12 protein-coding genes are annotated in these 19,267 nt (G+C 61.9%); 8 read left to right on the forward strand and 4 right to left on the reverse strand.

What is annotated here, in order from left to right; translation table 11 throughout:
• The first annotated feature begins 15 nt into the window (after window positions 1-15).
• From K8O92_30255 to K8O92_30265, 3 genes are read left to right on the forward strand one after another with little or no spacing between them, the layout of a single operon-like run.
• Complete coding sequence (locus K8O92_30255; protein UAK31969.1) at window positions 16-1,170, forward strand: hypothetical protein; 1,155 nt, start codon at window positions 16-18, stop codon at window positions 1,168-1,170.
• Window positions 1,167-2,693 carry a hypothetical protein gene (locus K8O92_30260; protein UAK31970.1) on the forward strand — a complete coding sequence of 509 codons (1,527 nt, stop codon included), beginning with the start codon at window positions 1,167-1,169 and terminating at the stop codon, window positions 2,691-2,693. The genes K8O92_30255 and K8O92_30260 overlap by 4 nt, the downstream gene beginning before the upstream one ends.
• Entirely contained in the window at window positions 2,683-4,023 is a 1,341-nt protein-coding gene (locus K8O92_30265) for an AAA family ATPase (protein ID UAK31971.1), read from the forward strand. The genes K8O92_30260 and K8O92_30265 overlap by 11 nt, the downstream gene beginning before the upstream one ends.
• Before the next feature lie 220 nt (window positions 4,024-4,243).
• Here K8O92_30265 and K8O92_30270 read toward each other — a convergent pair whose 3' ends face one another.
• From K8O92_30270 to K8O92_30285, 4 genes are read right to left on the reverse strand one after another with little or no spacing between them, the layout of a single operon-like run.
• A complete protein-coding gene (locus K8O92_30270; protein ID UAK31972.1) occupies window positions 4,244-7,174 on the reverse strand; it encodes an HsdR family type I site-specific deoxyribonuclease in 2,931 nt (976 codons plus the stop codon).
• A complete protein-coding gene (locus tag K8O92_30275) occupies window positions 7,174-8,376 on the reverse strand; it encodes a restriction endonuclease subunit S (protein ID UAK31973.1) in 1,203 nt (400 codons plus the stop codon). Before K8O92_30275 ends, K8O92_30270 begins: the two co-directional genes overlap by 1 nt.
• Complete coding sequence (locus K8O92_30280; GenBank protein ID UAK31974.1) at window positions 8,373-9,866, reverse strand: type I restriction-modification system subunit M; 1,494 nt, start codon at window positions 9,864-9,866, stop codon at window positions 8,373-8,375. Before K8O92_30280 ends, K8O92_30275 begins: the two co-directional genes overlap by 4 nt.
• Window positions 9,863-11,371, reverse strand: a complete 1,509-nt coding sequence (locus K8O92_30285; GenBank protein UAK31975.1) for a type I restriction-modification system subunit M — start codon at window positions 11,369-11,371, stop codon at window positions 9,863-9,865. The genes K8O92_30280 and K8O92_30285 overlap by 4 nt, the downstream gene beginning before the upstream one ends.
• 514 nt (window positions 11,372-11,885) lie before the next feature.
• Between K8O92_30285 and K8O92_30290 the strand changes: the two genes are divergently transcribed.
• From K8O92_30290 to K8O92_30310, 5 genes are all read left to right on the forward strand, one after another.
• Entirely contained in the window at window positions 11,886-12,083 is a 198-nt protein-coding gene (locus K8O92_30290) for a hypothetical protein (protein UAK31976.1), read from the forward strand.
• Between the two features lie 217 nt (window positions 12,084-12,300).
• Window positions 12,301-13,788 carry a DUF3375 domain-containing protein gene (locus tag K8O92_30295; GenBank protein UAK31977.1) on the forward strand — a complete coding sequence of 496 codons (1,488 nt, stop codon included), beginning with the start codon at window positions 12,301-12,303 and terminating at the stop codon, window positions 13,786-13,788.
• Between the two features lie 64 nt (window positions 13,789-13,852).
• The gene (locus tag K8O92_30300; protein ID UAK36027.1) at window positions 13,853-14,488 is read left to right on the forward strand and encodes a DUF4194 domain-containing protein; all 636 of its coding nucleotides are present in this window, start codon (window positions 13,853-13,855) and stop codon (window positions 14,486-14,488) included.
• On the forward strand, window positions 14,485-17,838 hold the full coding sequence (locus tag K8O92_30305) for a hypothetical protein (protein ID UAK31978.1): 3,354 nt from the start codon (window positions 14,485-14,487) through the stop codon (window positions 17,836-17,838). Before K8O92_30300 ends, K8O92_30305 begins: the two co-directional genes overlap by 4 nt.
• Entirely contained in the window at window positions 17,835-19,106 is a 1,272-nt protein-coding gene (locus K8O92_30310) for a hypothetical protein (GenBank protein UAK31979.1), read from the forward strand. The genes K8O92_30305 and K8O92_30310 overlap by 4 nt, the downstream gene beginning before the upstream one ends.
• The last annotated feature ends 161 nt before the right edge of the window (window positions 19,107-19,267 follow it).

The following is a 19,267-nucleotide window of genomic DNA, read 5'->3' on the forward strand; positions in this document are numbered from 1 at the left end:
AGGAACAACACTGCCGTGAAGGTAGCTCCTGACAGCCGTTTGGACGCGTTGCGTGGGTCCGCGACCCGTCTGAACTTCAACGCTCGGTCACTGGCCGCGCTCGAGAACAATCCGCGCTGCACCCTGCGGTCGGTCCTGGACGCCTCCGGCTCCAACAAGAAGGACATCGCGGAACATGCTGGGTACCGAACTCAGTTCGGCCAGTCCATCTTCGCCATCACCCGCGGGAACAACTTCGAGAAGATGGTGAAGGCCAATGGATGCGCCGAACTGCTGCGCGTACTCCGAGACGTCCTCGACCTCCCCATTCCGCAGGTCGGGTACCGGGATCTCAATGACATCGGCGGGGTCAGCACACCGTCCGTCCGTCACAGCGAGACCGAAAAAGCGCTGGTCGGTGCTGCCCGGGGCGATGGAGATGGCACCCTGTACGACCATCCGCTACTGCGTTTGGAGGTCGGCGGCCAGTTCGTATTCCTCGAGCCGGACCTGGTCGCGTTCAAGTTCGGCGACAAGTTCTACGTCGTGGAGATCAAGAGCTTTCCGGTCGTCGACGGACAGGCTGACCCCGCACTGGTGAAGTCCGCGACCACCCAGGCATGCGCCTACATCCTCGCGCTCCGCACGATGCTCGCGGCTGCCGACATCAACCCCGACGTCGTGTCCGACAAGATCGTCCTCATCGGGCCGAAGAACTTCACCAACCGACCGACCGGCGCATTTGTCGACGCGCGGAACCAGGTGAAGAACCTCGCCCGACAGCTCGACCGAATCGAACGCATCGGCAACCAGCTCGATCTGCTGCCTGAAGGCACGACATTCGACCTGGACAAAGACGAGGACGGACATCCTCAACGTCCGCAGTCCGAACTGTTGGAAGCGCTCGACTCCGTGCCGGCCGCGTACCGTCCGGACTGCCTCAGCCATTGCGAAATGGCCTTCTTCTGCCGGTCGCGGGCACGGGCCTGCGGAAGTCTCGATGTCCTCGGACCAGCGGTCACCGAGCCCTTGGGCGGCATTGACACCATGACCATGGCATTGGGGCTCGCGCGCGGCAAACTCGAGCCGAACCAAGAACAGGTCGAGATAGCTGTCGCGCTGCGACACGCGGCGCGACTGCGCGCCGAACTGGTCGACATCGGCGGTACCTCGACGAGGGGCGGGCGATGAGCAAGGTCTCGGCCCTGGCGCGCCTCGAAGCGATGGAATCGATGAGGGCAGTGCCCATCACGAAATTTCGCCACCGACGACTTTCAGCCAAACCACTGGTAGTTATCCCGCTAGTCATGGCCGGCGAGGCTGGGTCACCGCTCGCGGTGATGGTCGGATCCGCGAAGCGGTCGGCACGACTGATCATCGTCGGTCAGCCCCGCAATCCTGATCAGCGTTTCATCTTCGCTGCTGAATTCGGCAGCGTCGTGATGAAGTACATTAACGGGTTCCGCACAAACCGCCGCGAGATTCGCACGAAAGGCGGCGGGTCGCGATCTCAGTTCGTTACCGCCCCGCAGATTCTGGTGCCCAACCGTGGTGGGATCCAGGCGCTGAAGGATCTGGGGCGTACCTGCCGCTTCCGCAAGACAACCGGCGACTATCCAGTACCCGCGGTCGTGCCTGAGCTGGGCACATGGCTTACAGCCCTGACCGACTCCGCGGAGCAGGCCGGAACCTCGATGCTACTGGCCATCACCGATCTTCTTACTGAACACTGGGCCACTGGTCAGAGCACCTTCGAGGACCAAAACCTGGCTTCCGTCATGGCTTGGATCGCCCCACCTCAGAACGTCAGTGTCGAGCAGGCCCTTCTCGACGCCGAAAACCCGGTCATCTGCCCACCCGCCGGACCGTCGACGTCTCCGGAATTCGATAATCGACAGCTGCAGCCGGCGATCCGGAACTTCGATACCACGCGGCAGTCCGGAAATGTGGATGCCATCAACGCCGCGCGGCAGGAACTTCAGGACCTCATCGGCGAACAGATCAAACCAACGTGGCGAACGATGTGGGACGCGGTCGCTCAACTGAGCAGTGTCCCCGAGGCGCCGAGCGCGGCAAAGCGTTTCGAATCGGACTGCGCAACGTTCACGGCCTTCTCCGACTACCAGGACGCTGGTACCGCCCTGCCCCAGCGTGCACGAGACAGCGCAGTAGGAGCTGCAAGACGACTCAGCCGACATGAACGGGCCATCGAAGAGTTCGAAGCTGACAAGGCCTTCGACGACCCCTTCGTACTCGCCGACCGACGAAGCATCGGCGAAGCGTTCGCCGGAATCGTTGAAGCTGCAGAACCTAACCGAGTCGTCATCAGCGACAACAATCGTCGGATTTTGCGGCCTCGCTTCATCATCCGGACTCTCGATCCCACCCGACTCACAGATGAAACCCAGTTGATCAGCCCCACCATGCCGGACGGCCACAAGGCCAAGATCATCACAACAGAACTCAACGCCGACTTCAGCCTCGTCACCGTCGAAGTCGTCGGCGGCATGGGCACGCCTGCCAAACCGAAGTTCGGGTCGGTCCCCGAGGTCGGCCAGACCGTCGCCTACCTCCCGGATCCAGGCTGGCGACCCATACCCCAATTCCCATCTGCTGAGACCGCGCTGTGGACACACACCGACACGACGGCTCCCGATCTCGACATCTCGAATTCCATCACAGCGAACACAGAGGAGTGGGGCGATGACGACTGAGGACCTGATCGACGCCGATCCTGCTACACGGGCTGCAGCGGTCACGGACCGAATCATGACCGATCTAGCCAACTCTGATCACCGGGCAGTCGTGGTTGACTCACCACCCGGAGCCGGCAAGAGCACGCTCGTCGTACGCGCTGCGGGCGAGCTCGTTGCCGGAAACGAACGTCCGATGGTCGTGGCACAGACCAACAACCAGGTCGACGACCTCATCCTTCGTCTGGCTCGAGCAAACCCAGGAATTCCGATCGGCAGACTCAGCGGCGGCGAGTACCGGCCATCGCCCGAGACTGCAGGTGCCTGCACCATCGATACGAGCCTCGCTGCCCTGTCCGCGTGCCGAATCGTCGTCGGCACGTCCGCCAAGTGGGCGGTGGTTCGCGACGGCCAGTTCGGTTGGGCCATCCTGGATGAGGCGTACCAGATGCGCTCCGACAAACTCCTGCAGATTGTCGAACGGTTCGATCGAGGACTGTTCGTGGGCGACCCCGGGCAGCTTGATCCGTTCACCATCGCGGAAACAGAGCGGTGGACAGGCCTGCCGCACGACCCGACCAAGAACGGCGTCAGCGTCATGCTGCAGCACAATCCACACACTCCCGTGCACACGCTGCCGGTGTCGTGGCGCCTCCCAGTGTCCGCTTCGCCCACGATCCAGGAAGCATTCTATCCACGGGTCGAATTCACCTCCGGCACGACAGAACGCACACGATCCCTACAGTTCCGAACCAGGAGCTTCGGCTCCAGCGCACTCGACGAGACACTCGAGATGGCGGCTGCAACAGGCTGGGCCTACCATGAACTTCCCCGCCGACATGTCCCCCGAACAGACGGTGAGACAGTCCAATCCGTGGCACAGCTCGCCACCAGATTGCTCGACCGTGGCGCCACCGGATACTGCGAACGCGAGCCTGACGGTCGCGAGCTCCAGGCCACCGACATCGCGATCGGAGTGGCGCACCGCGACCAAGCCGACCTCATCCGAGCCGCGCTGAGTCGATCCAACAACCCCGCTGCCCGAGAGATCACCGTCGACAACGCCAACCGGCTTCAGGGGCGCGAGTACGAGGTCGTCATCGTGATGCACCCGCTGTCAGGCAGACGTGATGCGACCTCATTCCACCTCGAGTCCGGCCGGTTGTGCGTTTTGACCTCTCGGCATCGCCAGGCCTGCATCGTCGTTGGCCGAGCAGGAATCACCGACCTACTGGACAGCCACCCGTCAACCGAGCCGATCCACCTCTCGGTGCCGGCGAAATTCCCTGACGGCTGGCAAGCGAACCAGGTGGTCATGGCTCACCTCACCCAGCACCGGATAGGAGCATGACTGCCATCACCATTCCCACCGGCTCGGGTGCTGACGTGACTCGGGTGCCGCGCGGACTGCCGCCGGGTGACTTCACCTTCACCCTGCAGAATGCGGCACAAAATGATCCCAGACGGCACGAAGACAGATTATTCCCATTCATTTACATTGGGAACGGGTCGCCGGGTGTACGTGCTCTCCTCCTCTCCTCCATGTTTATCCAATACGCTGGAACACACCGTCAGTAGTATTCGCGAACGTAACCGAGTGCCTTCTCGAACACACCGCTGTCCCGAATCTTGAACTGTATGTACAGGGCTTGGCGCAGTACCTGACGAACCTGCTTGTCGCCTTGGATCGTGTCCTGCCAGCCGTCGAAGCGGACACCCCGCACCACTTCGTCGATCCGGCTCACCACATTGCCGACAATGATGGGTGTCTCGTCGGTTTCCAGCGCCTCGAACAGTTCGGTCAGCGCTGCCTGCCCCTGCTCCTCGCGCGGGACCTGCTCGGCAGCCTTTTCCGCCGCTACCGTGTCGCGGGCCAACTCCAGCAGATCACGCAAAAACTCGAGGCTGGATTGCTGGATCCCGGCGTATTTTTCGCGCAGCGCGTTGAGACGCTGACCAAGTTCGACGAAGACCGGGTTGGTGAGGTGACGCGCGATACGTGCGGTGACCTGCTTCTCGATCTCCTCCCTCGGCACATCGGGCCCTTTGCCCTGCATCAGATCTTCGATGGTCGCCGCGTCAAGCACGATCTCCTCGGAGCTCTGCGGAATCTCGACCCGTACATGCTCGTTGATGAGATCGATGGTTTTGGCCCCGAGCGCATGCCACACCAGACGGCCGGTGATGTCGGACGGCCGCACCGACTCGTATACATCTGTGAGCCAACGGTAATCGTCGCGGAAGGAAGTAAGGATCGGATCGGGGCTCAGTGCCTCCCACAACTGGGAGACGATGCTGTAAGCCCGGCCGAACGCGTCTTTGGTGTCATCGTCCGCGATCGCGGACTGAGCCTGGACGAGACCTTCGTACCCGCCGACTGTTCGATCGACCGCCGGGAAGAAGGCCAGTGCCGTCGCGATGGCCGGCGCAAGCTCATTCTTCAATTCCTCGATATTCGACACGACCCGCTCCACCGCCTTCTCGTCGAAGGCCAGCGATTTGGCGACGTCGTCGAAAATACCGAGGTAGTCGACGATCAGACCGTGTGTCTTGGCAGGCGGATACACCCGGTTGGTGCGAGTGATGGCCTGCAGCAGTGTGTGCTCCTTCAGCGGCCGGTCGAGATACTGGCAGTACAGGATCGGTGCGTCGAACCCGGTGAGAAGCTTGGCGGTGACGATGATGATCTTCAGCGGATCGGCGGGATCGTTGAACCGAGTGAGAATTTGCTCGAGTTGGTCTGCGGTGGGCGTCCATTGCGCCCAGTCATTGGAGTCGCCACGGGCTTTCGACATGACGATCGTCGACGCATCCGGACCCAGATATTTGTCGAGTTCGGCCTTGTAGGCAACGCAGCACGCCTTGTCGTAGGCAACCACCTGCGCCTTGAATCCCGACGGCTCGACCTTCGTGCGAAAGTGCTCGGCGATATCGGCGGCGATCTTCGCGATTCGCGACGGACTCTTGATCAACACCTCGATCGACGCCGCCTTCTGCGAGAGGGTGATCTTCTCCTGCTCCGACAGACCACGGTCGGCGACCAGTTCCTCGAAGGCGGCGTCGATATCCTCCTGATCGATGTGGATCTCCGACAGTCGCGGCTCGAAATGCAGTGGGAGCGTCGCCCCGTCACGGATCGAGTCGTGGAAGGAATAGCGCGACAGGTAGCCGCCCTCATCCTCGGGCGACCCGAACCACATAAAGGTGTTGCGGTCGCGCTTGTTGATCGGCGTACCGGTCAGGCCGAACAGGAAGGCGTTCGGCAGCGCCTCGCGCATCTTCTGGCCGTAGTCGCCCTCCTGCGACCGGTGCGCCTCGTCGACCATCACGATGATGTTGTGGCGAGTGTCCAGAACACCTGGCGCCTCACCGAATTTTTGCACCGTGGTGATGATAATCCGGCGGGCACCTCCGCTCAGCATGGTGTGCAGGTCGGCGCGGGAGTCCGCCGATTCGAGGCCCGGCACATCGGCTGCGTTGAAGGTCCCGGTGATCTGGGTGTCGAGATCGATGCGGTCGACCACGATCAGGATCGTCGGATTGGTCAATGCGGCCATCGCGCGCAACTTGAGCGCGGTGAAAACCATCAGCAACGACTTTCCCGATCCCTGGAAATGCCAGATCAGGCCCTGCTTGATCGTGCTACGCAACACGCGTTCGACAATGAGATTGGTCGCCTGGAACTGCTGGAACCGAGCGATGATCTTGATCTTGCGGTGCTGCTTATCGGTCGCGTAGAGGGTAAAGAACTGCAGAAAGTCTAGTACCGCAGCGGGTTTCAATACCCCCTCAGCCGCCTCCCTTACCGCGACCAGCCCGAACCTGGCCGGAGCATCCTCGTCGATCACCTCCTCGCGCCACGGCCCCCACAGTTCGATCGGCATTCCCACGGTGCCGTAGTGGAAGTCCTTCCCTTCACTCGCGAAGGAGAACACGTTGGGGACGAAGAACTGCGGCACCGTCTGTTCGTAATCGCCATGGACCTGTGCAGCCCCGTCGATCCACGTGTAGGCCGATCGGGTCGGCGACTTCGCCTCGCCGAGGACGAGCGGAAAACCGTTGCACCACAACACCAGATCGAAGCGCTTCTCGGCCCGCCCCTTCCTGAAGATGACCTCAGTCGAGATGATCCACTGATTGGACGAGTCATCATCGGGGTCGTCGAAATTGATCAGCCGAACCGTCGTATGCTCTCCGTTCGGCCCGAACGGCATCGACTTCTGCCCGGTCAGCCACGCCATGAACTCCTCATTGGCGACCACCGGATGCCCGCTCTTACGTGCGGAGACGAGGATGGCGCGGAGGTGGTATAGCACCTGCTCTGCCTTGGAGTCGTCGACCTCGGGATTGAGGTTGATCAGGGCCTCGTTGACCCGGCTCTCGAGCATCACTTCATCAGTGCGCCGCGGGAGTTCGGAGCCGGGCACGAATTGGACGTGTGGCGATTCCACGATGTCTCGGATCAAGTCGCGGACGGTGTTGGCTTCGTTGAACTGGGCCATTAGTTAACTCCGGAAACCTCATCGAGAGCACGCGCACGCAGCGCGTCAAGAGCCGCTAACTCCATACGGGCAGATTGGAGCGCAGCGTCAAAGGTGGCTAGGTTTTCGAGTATCGCCACCTGGTCTGAAACAGGCGGTATGACAAGTCGATGCGTCTTTATGTCTTTGCCGTTGATCTTCCATATACCATTGGTGGACTTGGCCTTTCTGAGCAACGCGGTATGAACACTGGCGCTATTCCATTGTTCGGAAGCGAATGCTGGCATCACGCGCGACTCGTCGAATTTCAGGCGAATAAGGAGATCTGGGTAAATACAACCCTCTGGCAAACCGTCGGTGACCAGCCCGCCTCGACCAGTTGAAGTCCGATTCCCATTACCGCGCACAATTAGAAAATCATTGCGCTCAAGCTGGAATGCGGCGACGGCAGGAGGGGCGACCTCAATCCACTTCACAGATTCACCCCCGTGGACGTGGCCGTCACGAATTGCGCTTATACTCAGAGTTGGGACACCTAGTTGTTCGGTGTTGGCTGTTGCCGACTTTCCGTTCGTAGGTCCAGACGTAACGACCGCAGTCACAGGCTCAGATGGCCATCCGCGCTCCCGAGTTCCATATTCCATCAGTTCAGCAAAGAACAAAGACTTGCCCGCCGCGATCTGTGCTACGGATTCAGTTAGATTTACGCTGTGACGCTCTGTCGCCCACAGCAGTTCAGCGATACGCCTCTGCTCATTCAGGGGTGGAAGTTCGAACTCGTACCTGGCGAGTTCGCCCCAATTAAGGTAAGGGTTGACCGATCCTCGAGAGTTCTTAATGGCATAAGAATGAAATACCTCTGCTGAAAGCACGAAGGGCAGAAACTCTTGAAGAAGAATATCGGGGTTGATCGCTTCAAGGACGAAAGTTTTCTCGCCGGTGATACCCATAAAGTCCGGCACTGCCACTTTGCGAAGGTACGTGCGACGGGAAACGTATAGCACGTGCCCAGGCTTGAACCGCTTGTAGAACATCGGTCCGATCGGGTCTCGTCCGACTACTCCCCAATTGGTAATCGATAGACTATTGCTGGGGATGTGCTCCCCGGCAAGGAAGCGCTCGAGTCCGGAAGTTTCAGCATCCACGCGGTCGGTAACGTGTCGGACAACCTCCCCGAGGCTTACACGCTTCCACTTCGATTTATCGAGATTCAGAGTCGTCACGCCGAAATCCCCGATCGAAGTACCGTCAAAACATCTGTTACCGCTCGGTCAGCTGCGCCGGCAGCTGTTCGCCATTGGTTGAGAACCTCCAGCAAGTCGACGTGTTCTTCTGGAGAACTGGATTTGGCGGCATCAACGTACCTCGAAATCTCAAGGCTGTATCCGCTGGCAGCGATCTGGTCCAGTGTCGCAACGGCGGTGAAACTATCCTGCGCCTCGAACCTTCGGTAAGCATCGAGAATCTTGCTCTGATGAGAATCGCGAAGAAAGGACTGCCCCATTTCTCGTGAAACCTCTTTTTCGGCGTTGATGAACAAGATCTTGTTCTTACGCTCCGACGGTTTGCTTGTGCGTAGAACCACCACTGTCGCAGGCATCGGCGAGTTGTAGAACAATCCTTCACTCAGTCCGAGGATGGATTCGATGAGGTCGGACTTCACGAGGGCTTCGCGCATGGCCGCTTCATCGCGCCGGAACAGTACGCCGTGCGGGAAAAGGATTGCGGCGCGGCCGGTCTCGGGATCGAGGCTCGCTGCTATGTGCTGAAAGAACGCATAGTCGGCACGACCTTGCGGCGGCAGCCCCCAGAGCTTCCGGCCGTATGGGTCGCTGGCGAATGCCGTCCGATTCCACGCTTTGATCGAATACGGCGGGTTGGCGAGGACCACATCGAAGGTCTGCAACCGTCCTGACGCGTCGTGAAAAGCTGGCTGCGACAACGTATCTCCGTGAGCGATATGTCCATCCGTCACGCCATGCAGGAACAGGTTCATCCGCGCGATGGCTGAGGTGCCGTAGTTGAGTTCCTGGCCGTACAGATGCAGGTTGCGCCACTCCTTGCCCTGGCGCTTCACCTCGGCGACAGTCGAGATGAGCATGCCCCCGGTGCCGCAGGTCGGGTCGTATACCGATTCGCCCGGTTGGGGTTCCAGCATCATCGTCATGAGGTGGACGAGGGTGCGGTTGGTGTAGAACTCCTGGGCGGTGTGGCCGGAGTCGTCGGCGAACTTCTTGATCAGGTATTCGTACCCGTTGCCGAGCTCGTCTTCGGGGAGGTTGGCGATGGTCAGGGTGCGGGTGGAGAAGTGTTCTATCAGGTCCGCCAGGGTGGAGTCGGGCAGGAGGTTCTTGTTGCCCCAGTTGCCGTCGCCGAAGACGCCGGGCAGGGTGTCCGGGTTCGCGGATTCGATCTCCCGCATGGCGTACAGGATCTTCGCGCCGATATTGCTTGTCACGAAACGGATGTCGTTCCAGTGGCAGCCGTCAGGGATGGCGAAGCGGTGGTTTTCGGGAAGATCCGCGAGCTCGTCGTCGCCGTAGATTTTCGCGGCGGCCGCATGCTCTTCGTCGTAGACGTCAGAGATTCGCTTGAGGAAGACCAGCGGGAAAATGTACTGCTTGTAATCGCCCGCGTCGATGAGGCCGCGCAGCACGATGGCCGCGCCCCACAGGTACGACTCCAGTTCCCGCTGGCTGATACGTGCCGTCATGCCGATGCCCCCAATCCCCACTTCGCCAATTCGGATTCCAGGGCGGCACGCGTCTGCGCGGCTTTCGCCTGGGCTGCTTCGAGATTCGCCAATGCTTCGTCCAACGTTACCTTCTCCTTGGTGTCGGCGGGCGCGAAGTACAGCGGGATGTTGAGGTTGTACCCGTTGGCGGCGATCTCCTCGAGGTCGACCACGCGCGCGAGACCGTCGATATCGCTGAAGGTTTCGTATGCACCAAGGATCTGTTCGGCGTGCTCGGGCTCAAGGGTGTTCTGGTTGCGTCCGCGCTTGAACAGCGTCTCACCGTTGATGAACAGGACCTTGTTCTGCTCCTCGCGCTTCTTCCCGCGGCGCAGAACAAGTACGCAAGCGGCAAGATCGGTGCCGTAGAACAGTTTCGGTGCCAGGCCGATGACGGCGTCGACCGCGTCGGATTCGAGGATGTGCGTGCGGATCTCCGCCTCGGCGCCCTGGCGGAACAGTGCGCCCTGCGGCAGAACGACCGCCACCCGCCCAGTCCGGGAGGCTGCGGAGGTTAGCATGTGCTGCACCCATGCCCAGTCGGCGTACCCTTTCGGCGGTGTACCACCGAGGTTGTTGCGACCCCACCGATCGGTGACCCACTCCCCTTCGCCCCAATTTTTCAGGGAGAAGGGCGGATTGGCCACGACACAGTCGAATCGGGCGAGCCGGTTACCGGAGAAGAACGCGGGTTCGCGCAGGGTGTCCTCGCGGATGATCTTGAAGTCCTCGATGCCGTGCAGCAGTAGGTTCATCCGAGCGATTGCTGAGGTGGTGAGCACCTTTTCCTGACCATAGAGTCTGCCCCACAGCGTTTTCGGGCTACCGCCGGTAGCTTTCACATGCTCGATGACCTCGATCAACATACCGCCGGTTCCGCAGGCCGGGTCGTAGACCGTCTCGCCTTCCACCGGGTTCAGGATGTTGATCAGCAGAGCCACCACCGAACGTGGGGTGTAGTACTCGCCGGCCTTCTTGTTCGACTGGTCGGCGAACCGTTTGATCAGGTACTCGTAGGCGTTGCCGAAGACATCCGGCGGCACTGCCGCATTGGACAGCGTCTTGGTGGAGAAGTGCTCGATCAGGTCCGCGAGCTTGCGGTTGGGCAGTTTGTCCTTGTTGGTCCAGTTCGCGCCGCCGAAGATACCGTAGAGCGTCTCCGGGTTGGCCTTCTCGATCTCCCGGAACGCCGTCTGCAACATATTGCCGATGTTCTCGGTGCGGCTGCGCACGTCCTCCCACAGGCTGCCCTCCGGGATCGAGAACCGGTGATTCTCCGCGAAGGCGGCGAACTCATGGTCCCCTCCCGACTCCTCCAGCGCCTCGGCGAACTCCTCCAGATACACATCGCTGATCCGCTTGAAGAACATCAGCGGAAAGATGTAGGCCTTGAAATCGGCCTGATCGATGCTGCCGCGTAGCAGGTCAGCGGCTCTGCCGAGGTATTGCTCCAGCTCTGGGAGGGATATGCGGACGGTCGTCACGGGGCTCCTTCGGGATCTCGATGACCATTGCGGGCCAGGGCACCGACATATTGTCCGCAGGCCCTCACATAGCGAATCATCCCCCTCCGGCGTCGTACTGCGGCGGAGGGCTCGACGTCGAGTGGATTGTCCGAGCCGGCCGAGGTGCCCCGGAGGGACTCGATCGGCGGAAATGGAGTGTGAACGGATGTGCGGCAGAACAGGTTTTGGTGATCGGAGCCATGGACACGACGCGGGCGCAGCTCGTACAGGTGGTCACGTTGCAGGCGTGAGTCGACGGCCTTGAGATGGTGACCGTCCAAGACGAGGGGCACGCTCCATTTGTCGGCCTACACGGTGACGGCGAAGCCGCCGAAAATCTGTGGTGCCAGCGGGTGGTGCGAGGGACTCATGTCGCGGTAGATGGGCTGCGCAAGGGTGCAGATGATTTCTGGATTACCGCGTGGCAGCGGGAGATCCGGGCAATCAAGTGTACGCCCGGCCGGAAGTCGTCGCGCTGGTGGGTGTTTCATGATTGCTGCACAACGACCGCGCGAGTGTTGGTATTCGACTGGTGACCGGGAGGTGTCTGGACGAGGCCCAGTATCCGCAACGTTGGCTGGTCAATCTGGAGGTGGGGGCGATTCTGTCTGTCATCTCGGCGAGAAGACACTCGATCGACGTGTCGTGGATGCCGGGATGTAGGCAGGACGGTGAAGCCTTCAGCCAGTGACCCGCGGTGCGGTTGACCGGTCCCTGTCTGACCAGCCCCCTGCAGGGTAATGTCGACTCCGCGACCGATGTCTATGGCTACTGGCGTGACGCCCTCTACGGACTCAGCGTTGCGTGAGGTGGTGGGCGCGGAGCCGCTATGGATCCCGTGGCTCAGAGGTACTGAGCGCCTTATATTTCTGGCTTGTGTGTCGGTCACCCGACGTACTCTGGCGCCGATGAGTATTGCAGGCGTAGAGGGTGCGTATCAGGGGGCTCTTCGGGCGTTCAAGACCCCGATGCTCGATTTGCTCCATCAGACGTATGCGCCGTTTGTGGTGACCATGTTGGCGACAGTGTTCACGGTCGAGCGTTCCACGGTGGCCGTGGCGGACGCGCATGCGGAGATCAGCGATGCGTTGAACCAGTTGCGGGCAGTGGGATACGGCGAGGAAGACCAGTTGCCGTTGCCGGTGGGCAGCGCGCGTGATCTGTGCCGTCAGTGGGTGAACGCTGGGTGGCTCGTGCGCCAGGTGCTGGACAACGAGGTCGAGGTGTATCGGCTGTCTGCGCACGGCGTGGGCGCATTGGAAGTTGCGGGCCGGGTGGGAGGTTCGCGGACACGGGTGTCGGAGTCGCGGGTCCGGACGCTGTTGGAAGCAGTTGAGCGGCTGGCGCAGGACGCCGACCCGGATGTGACGGCGCGGATCGCCCGTCTGAGAGGGGAGATCCAGGAACGGCAACAGGAGTTGCGGCGGCTCGAGGCTGGTGGCCCTGTCGAGTCGATCGATGATGAGCGGCTGGTGGAGGAGACGGAAAACGTTCTGCATTTGGCGCGGGAGCTGCCAGCAGACTTTGCCCGCGTGGCGGAGTCGATCAAGGCCATGCAGCGGGACGTGGTTGCTGATCTTCGGCAGGATGTCCGGCCGACGGGGGAGGTGTTGCGTGAATACCTCGAACAAGGACAGCAGATCATGGACGCAACGCCCGAAGGGCGGGCGTTCGCAGGGGCGCTGCGGTTGATCGGCGATCCAGAGCAGATCGATGATTTGTCGAGCAGGTTGCGCACGGTGCTGCGGCATCGGTTCACCGTGCAGTTGACCGAACCGCAGCGGCGGGAGTTCACCGATATCGCACGCCGGATCGAACGAGGCGTCAAGGAGGTGCTGACAGCGCAGCGGCAAGCGTCGCACGTGATCACGACCCAGGTGCGCAACCATGATCCGATGCGGGACCGGCAAGTGGACGAGTTGCTCCGTGAGGTGATGACCGGCTTTCAACGATGGATGCCCGGCTCCCGGCGCGGTGAGCCAATCGAGCCCCTGCGCCGCCTACCAACCGCCAGCGTCGAGCATCTGCGTCAATCGGTGAGCAATCTACGCCCATTCCAGGCGCCCGCACCGCTGGCCGAGTGGAACCCGGACATGTTGCCGGACAACGATACCCGGGCATGGGGCGGCCCGAATTACGCGGCGCTGGATGAGCATCTAGCACGGTTAGCCGCCGAAACGGGCACCATCGAAATCGCGGCTGCGTTCGGTGCGGCACCCGAAAAAATCCGCCGCCCAGTCGATTTGCTCGGTCTGCTCGAGCTCGCGCATCGCGCTGGTATGACCGAAACTGGAGAGGTTGTCACCGTCGAGGCGGTCCGACCGGATCAAACTCGGCGGCGATTCGCGTTCGGTGGCGTGGTCGCGGCGGCGAGGGAGGGGGCGGCGGATGAGTGAGACGAATGCCGACGGCAGCTCGTGGTCGGAGACGGAGGACACTGGGTTCATCGACCCGGTGTCGATGGAGGAAGACCCGACCGAGTTGTTCGCCGGCGACACGGGCACGCTGGACGCGCAGGTGCGGCGGGTGCTGGTGAGACTGCTGCAGCGCCGGTTCCTGCTGGCCGACAAGAATCCGACGCAGTGGCGAACGCTACTGGAGAACCAGCAACTCATCGAGTCGCGGCTACACGACATGTTCGTCCGGCTCGTGATCGATCACGAGCGCGGCATCGCCCACAAGCAGCAGGTGCGATCAGCGGAACTCGATGTGCCGATCCTGTTGAGAGACGACCCCTACAACCGCGCCGAGACGCTGGTACTGGTCCACCTGCGCACGGTATTCCAGCAGGAACGGGTCGCGGGTGAGATGTCGGCGCGCGTCGATATCGAAGAGCTCGAGCAAACGGTGCTGACCTACTTCGATCCTGATGACACCAACCTGGCACGAGGGCAGCAAGAGATCCGCAGCGCGGTGACGCGGTTGGCCAAGGAGGGGTTGATCGAGGAGGAAACCTCGGGCCGGTACCGGATCACGCCGCTGGTGGAGGTCGTGATGAGCACGGAGAAACTCAGTGAGCTGAGTCAGTGGTTGCGTGAACGCAACGACGGCCCAGGCCACATGGTCGACGACGCCACGGGAGATATCGCGTCATGAATATGATCGACACGCTGTTCGGGCTGATCCCCGAGGCGTCCCGCGGCGAGCAGTGGGTGGCGCGGGATCTGCAGCTGGTCAACTGGGGCGGGTACGACGGGCATCATCGTGTGCGGTTCGCGCCCGGCGCGACCCTGCTGTGCGGTGAGTCCGGATCGGGCAAATCGACTCTGATGGACTCCTATATCGCGTTGATCATGCCGCACACGATGCCGTTCAACGGAGCCTCCAATGGTGGTGTCGTCGGTCGGCCGCGTGGCAAGGATCAGCGCAACATCCTGTCGTATGCGCGGGGAAAACTCGATGAATCCCGTACTGGCGGCGAGACGAAGGCCCGGGTTCTGCGCGGCGACGGCCGGGACACCTGGTCGGCGATCGCGATGACATGGGTGGATCGGTCCAGTGCACAGTTCACTGCTGTGCGGGCATGGTATGTGCCGTCGTCGGCCCGCTCCCTCGACGACCTCGTCAAGGTACGAGCCACCTGCGACGGACCCTTCGACCTACGCACGCTGGCGGGACCGGCGAACAAGCGGCTCGCCGAGCCCGCAGTGAAAGCACTCGGACTTACCTGCCACCCCACAGATCTGGAGTACACCGCACGGCTGCACACCGCCCTCGGGATCGGCGCCGCCGGTGACGGAAACAAAGCAGTCGCGCTGCTGGGCCGGATTCAGGCAGGACAGCAGATCACTACCGTCGATGCGTTGTACAAAACGATGGTTCTCGAGGAACCCTCCACCCTGTCCACCGCTGATGAGGTGGTCAAGCAGTTCGACGAACTGTCCAGCACGCGCAAACAGATGACCACCGCGCGCCAGCAGGTCAGGGCTCTGACCCCGATCCGGGAGCATTGCAGCACAATCCACGACGCGCGCGAGCGCGTGCGCATGATCGAGGTCATCGGATCGTTCACCGACTCCTCGTCGCCAGCGTGGTTGTGGCGGCACGAACGACGAGTCGAGTTGCTGCGCGCTGCCAAGGAAGACCTACGGCAACGTCGCGAGGGAGCCGACCGAGAAGTAGATGCGCAGTCGGCTCTCGCCGATGCGGCCAAATCCGAATTGGATGGAGTAGCAGAGACTCTGCGTGCTTCCGGCGGCGACAGGTTGGACAGAGCCCATGGCGCGCTTCGCGAGGTGGACAAGCGACTCGACGAGGTCAGACGGGCGCGCACACGACTCGACAAAGCGTTGCATGTCCTGGACGCCGAGGTAGCCGGCGAAGAGGATTTCGCTGCGTTGGTCATAACCGCACGCCGATTGCTCGATGACAAGATATCCAGGCAAACCGCTCAGAACAACTTCGCCGAAGCTAAGGCGCACCAGACGACCGTGAAGCACGGACTGGTGGAGTTACGTGCCGAGCGCAAGGCCGTCGCGGCTCGCCGGGGCAATATCCCCACCGAGTTGCATCGAGCGCGCGCGGCGCTCGCGGAGGCCGCTGGTCTCACGCTGGATGATCTGCCGTTCGTCGGTGAACTGATCGAGGTGCATACCGTATTCGAGCCGTGGCGCGAAGCGTTCAACCTCGCCCTGGGCGGGTTCGCCACCAAGATGCTGATCGACATCGCACACCTGAACACGTTTCGCGAAAAGATCAACACCGTGCGCACCGTTAGGCGCATCCAGTTCGAGGGCGTGCGGACCGGATTGCGGGACGAGATCGGGCTCGACGATCGCAAGCTGCCCGGCCGCCTCGACTATCGTCCCTCGCCGTTCACGGCCTGGCTCAAAAGCGAACTCGTCAACCGGTTCGACTATGTCTGCGTCGAAAACCCCCGTCTGCTGCCACAGCATCCCAAGGCACTCACGATCACCGGTCAGATCTCGGACGGCACACGCGGTGCGCACGGCGGCCAGGGACGGGCCAACGTCCTCGGCTTCACCAACGACCGGCTGCTGAGGGGCCTCGATGAACAGATTCGCGACGCCGAGAAACACGAGACCACCGCAGACAAGCGATTGAAAGACGCGCAGGACGCCCTCGACTCCTTCGAAGACCGCCGCAGCGCCTACCGTACTGTAACCGAACTGTCCTGGGATCAAGTCGATGTCGACTCCGTCTCGGCCGAACGGGACCGATGGACAAAAATCATCGACGAGGTTCACTCTAACAACCCCGAAATCGACCGGCTGCAAGCGCAATTGAATGCGCTAAAGGCCAAGGTGAAGGACCTCGCCGAGAAAGCGGTCCGGGCCAAGCTGAAAAGGGAAGGCCTCGACGACGCTTGGAAAACAACCACCGCCGACGCAGCCGACGCCCAAGAGGAACTCGACACCGCCCGCCAGTCTGGTCGCGAGATCACTGCGGAGCATCGCGACTATCTCACCGCATTGTTCGGTACGGGAATCACTGGCGATGTCCCAGCCGACGAGGCCCTCAAGCTATTCGATGCCGCCACCCACCGTGTGACCGATCGGCTCGCCACCGATCGACTGACGGCGACGAACGCGATCGCCAGCGCCAGAAACGCACTGTCCGAAACGTTTTCGACATTCGTCGAACGCTGGCCGAACCCGAACCTCGGTACCGACCCTGATGCCTCCTACGATGATTTCGAACGCCTGCTCACCGACCTGGAGACCAGCCGACTGCACGAGCTGGAAAGCCAATGGCGCGACAGCCTGCTGAAACTGTCGGGCAACGACCTCACCAGCCTCGACAGCGAACTCGCCACGGCCATCCGGGAGATCCGCGACCGGATCGAACCGGTCAACCGCATCCTCGCCGACCTGGCCTTCTCCGATGATGACCATCGACTGCAGATCGACCCACAAGAAAGCCACTCGACCGTTCGCGCTCGCTTCCGCAAGGAGCTGCGTGATGTCCGCCGCCTGATCGACCAGGCCGGCACCGACACCGAACGCGAGCGTGCCTACGGCCGGATGGCCAAGGTGATCGACCGCATCCGACGCACGGCCCCGGACTTCGCCGACCTGATCGACGTGCGCAACCACATCCGCATCAGCGCCGAAAAGCGCAACGCCGCAAACGAACACGTCGCGCTCTACGACCACATCGGAGAGAAATCCGGCGGCGAGTCCCAGGAACTGGTGGCCTTCATCGTCGGCTCGGCCCTGCGTTATCAGCTGGGCGATGCGGGTGCTGAACGACCCCGCTACGCTCCAGTCTTTCTCGACGAAGCGCTCATCAAGGCCGACGCCCGCTACACCGGTCGCGCCATCGGTGCCTGGCGTGGCCTCGGATTCCAGCTCATTATCGGCGCCCCCAACGACAAGAACAGCGCCATCGAACCGCATGTCGAGGCCGAGTATCTGGTGCTCAAGGACACCCAGAGCCGCTCGTGGGCCAAACCCATTATCGGCGTGCCTGAGGAGCAGGAGTGACCGCCCGTCTGGTGACAGTGCAGGAGGCCGTTGACTCGGTTTGCCGCAGAATCGACCAGAAGTGGGCTGACGCTGTGTGCGCCGAGCACGGTATCAGTGCCCCCCTGACCTTTTCGGTGCCGCTTCGCCCTGGCCTGTCGACGGGGAAAAGAGTCGGGCAGATCGGGTACGACCGCTGGCACGAATGGCATGTGGCCTGGCGCCTATTCGAGACACAAGTCATCAGTGGAATCGAACGGGTCCAGATCATCCGCAAACCGGTGACGATCCGCGGTGTAGCTGATGAGTTCCCGGCGATGCTCGTAGCCGAAACTACCGCCGCTGCTATCGAACTCGTGGCCCGAGCCCAAGCGAGCCCCCTGGCCGTCGACATCGATCGGGCCCGCTCCCTCGCCGCGGCACTCGCCGCCGTCGGTGCGACTCTGACCCCTGCAACCTTGAAGGCCACCTACCGGCTCGCGGATTCTGACACAGCAGTTCTGTTCGAGGCTGTGTCCTGGTTACGCGACCACCCCGACGTGGGCGGCTGGACCGCCCGCCAGCTCCCGGTGCCCGGTATGCACTCCAAGTGGCTCGAAACCCACAGTGCGCTCCTGGCGATGGTGGCAGGCCGCGACGTGCGCGCCGAAGTCAGGCCACGACTCGCCGTCGTTCACTTAACCTACGTAGACCCCGACTACACCGCTTCGGGCAGGCGCAGGCACGACTCGTGGACCACCGGCGACGTACACGATCTCGCGTACGAGCCACGGGTCGTCCTCATCGTCGAAAACCGTGACTGCCGCCTCTGGTTCCCACCTGCTCAGGACACGATCATCGTCGAAGGAAACGGCAAGGCCGCCGCGTCTCTTCTTGCCAGCATCGCCTGGATACGCGAGGCCGAACACGTTGTCTACTGGGGTGATATCGACGCCGACGGCTACGCGATCCTCGACCGGCTTCGCGCCACGATGGGCACGCCCGCCACCGACAGCCTGCCTGTCAAAACGGTCCACTCCATACTCATGGACGCTGCCGACCTGCACCGGTACGCCCGTCACGGCGTGAACCACGACAAAGCCGGTCACCCGATCAAGCCTTCCCCGGCGCGTCTCACCCACCTCACCCAGGCCGAAGCCGACGCCTACGACTCCGTCGCCACCGCAGGACCCGCGCCTTTCCGGCGAATCGAGCAAGAGGCAATGCCACTTTCTGACGTTGCGGCACGACTTGAATCATTGATCAACACTCTCGACTCCGACCTTGCTTCCCGATCGGTGACACCTTGAGGTTGCCTCGGTGGCTACACCGAAGATGTCCTGGAAGCGCTGGCCATCCTTTCGACCTGCTTGCCACTTGGCAAGGTCGATCCATTTCGCCTGGTCAGGTAGACGCGCAACATTGTTTGATGATTCCGCACCTCGTCCGCCAATTACCGACCAGCAGGGAA

The sequence above is a fragment of the Nocardia asteroides genome (assembly GCA_019930625.1).
GTDB lineage: Bacteria > Actinomycetota > Actinomycetes > Mycobacteriales > Mycobacteriaceae > Nocardia > Nocardia sputi.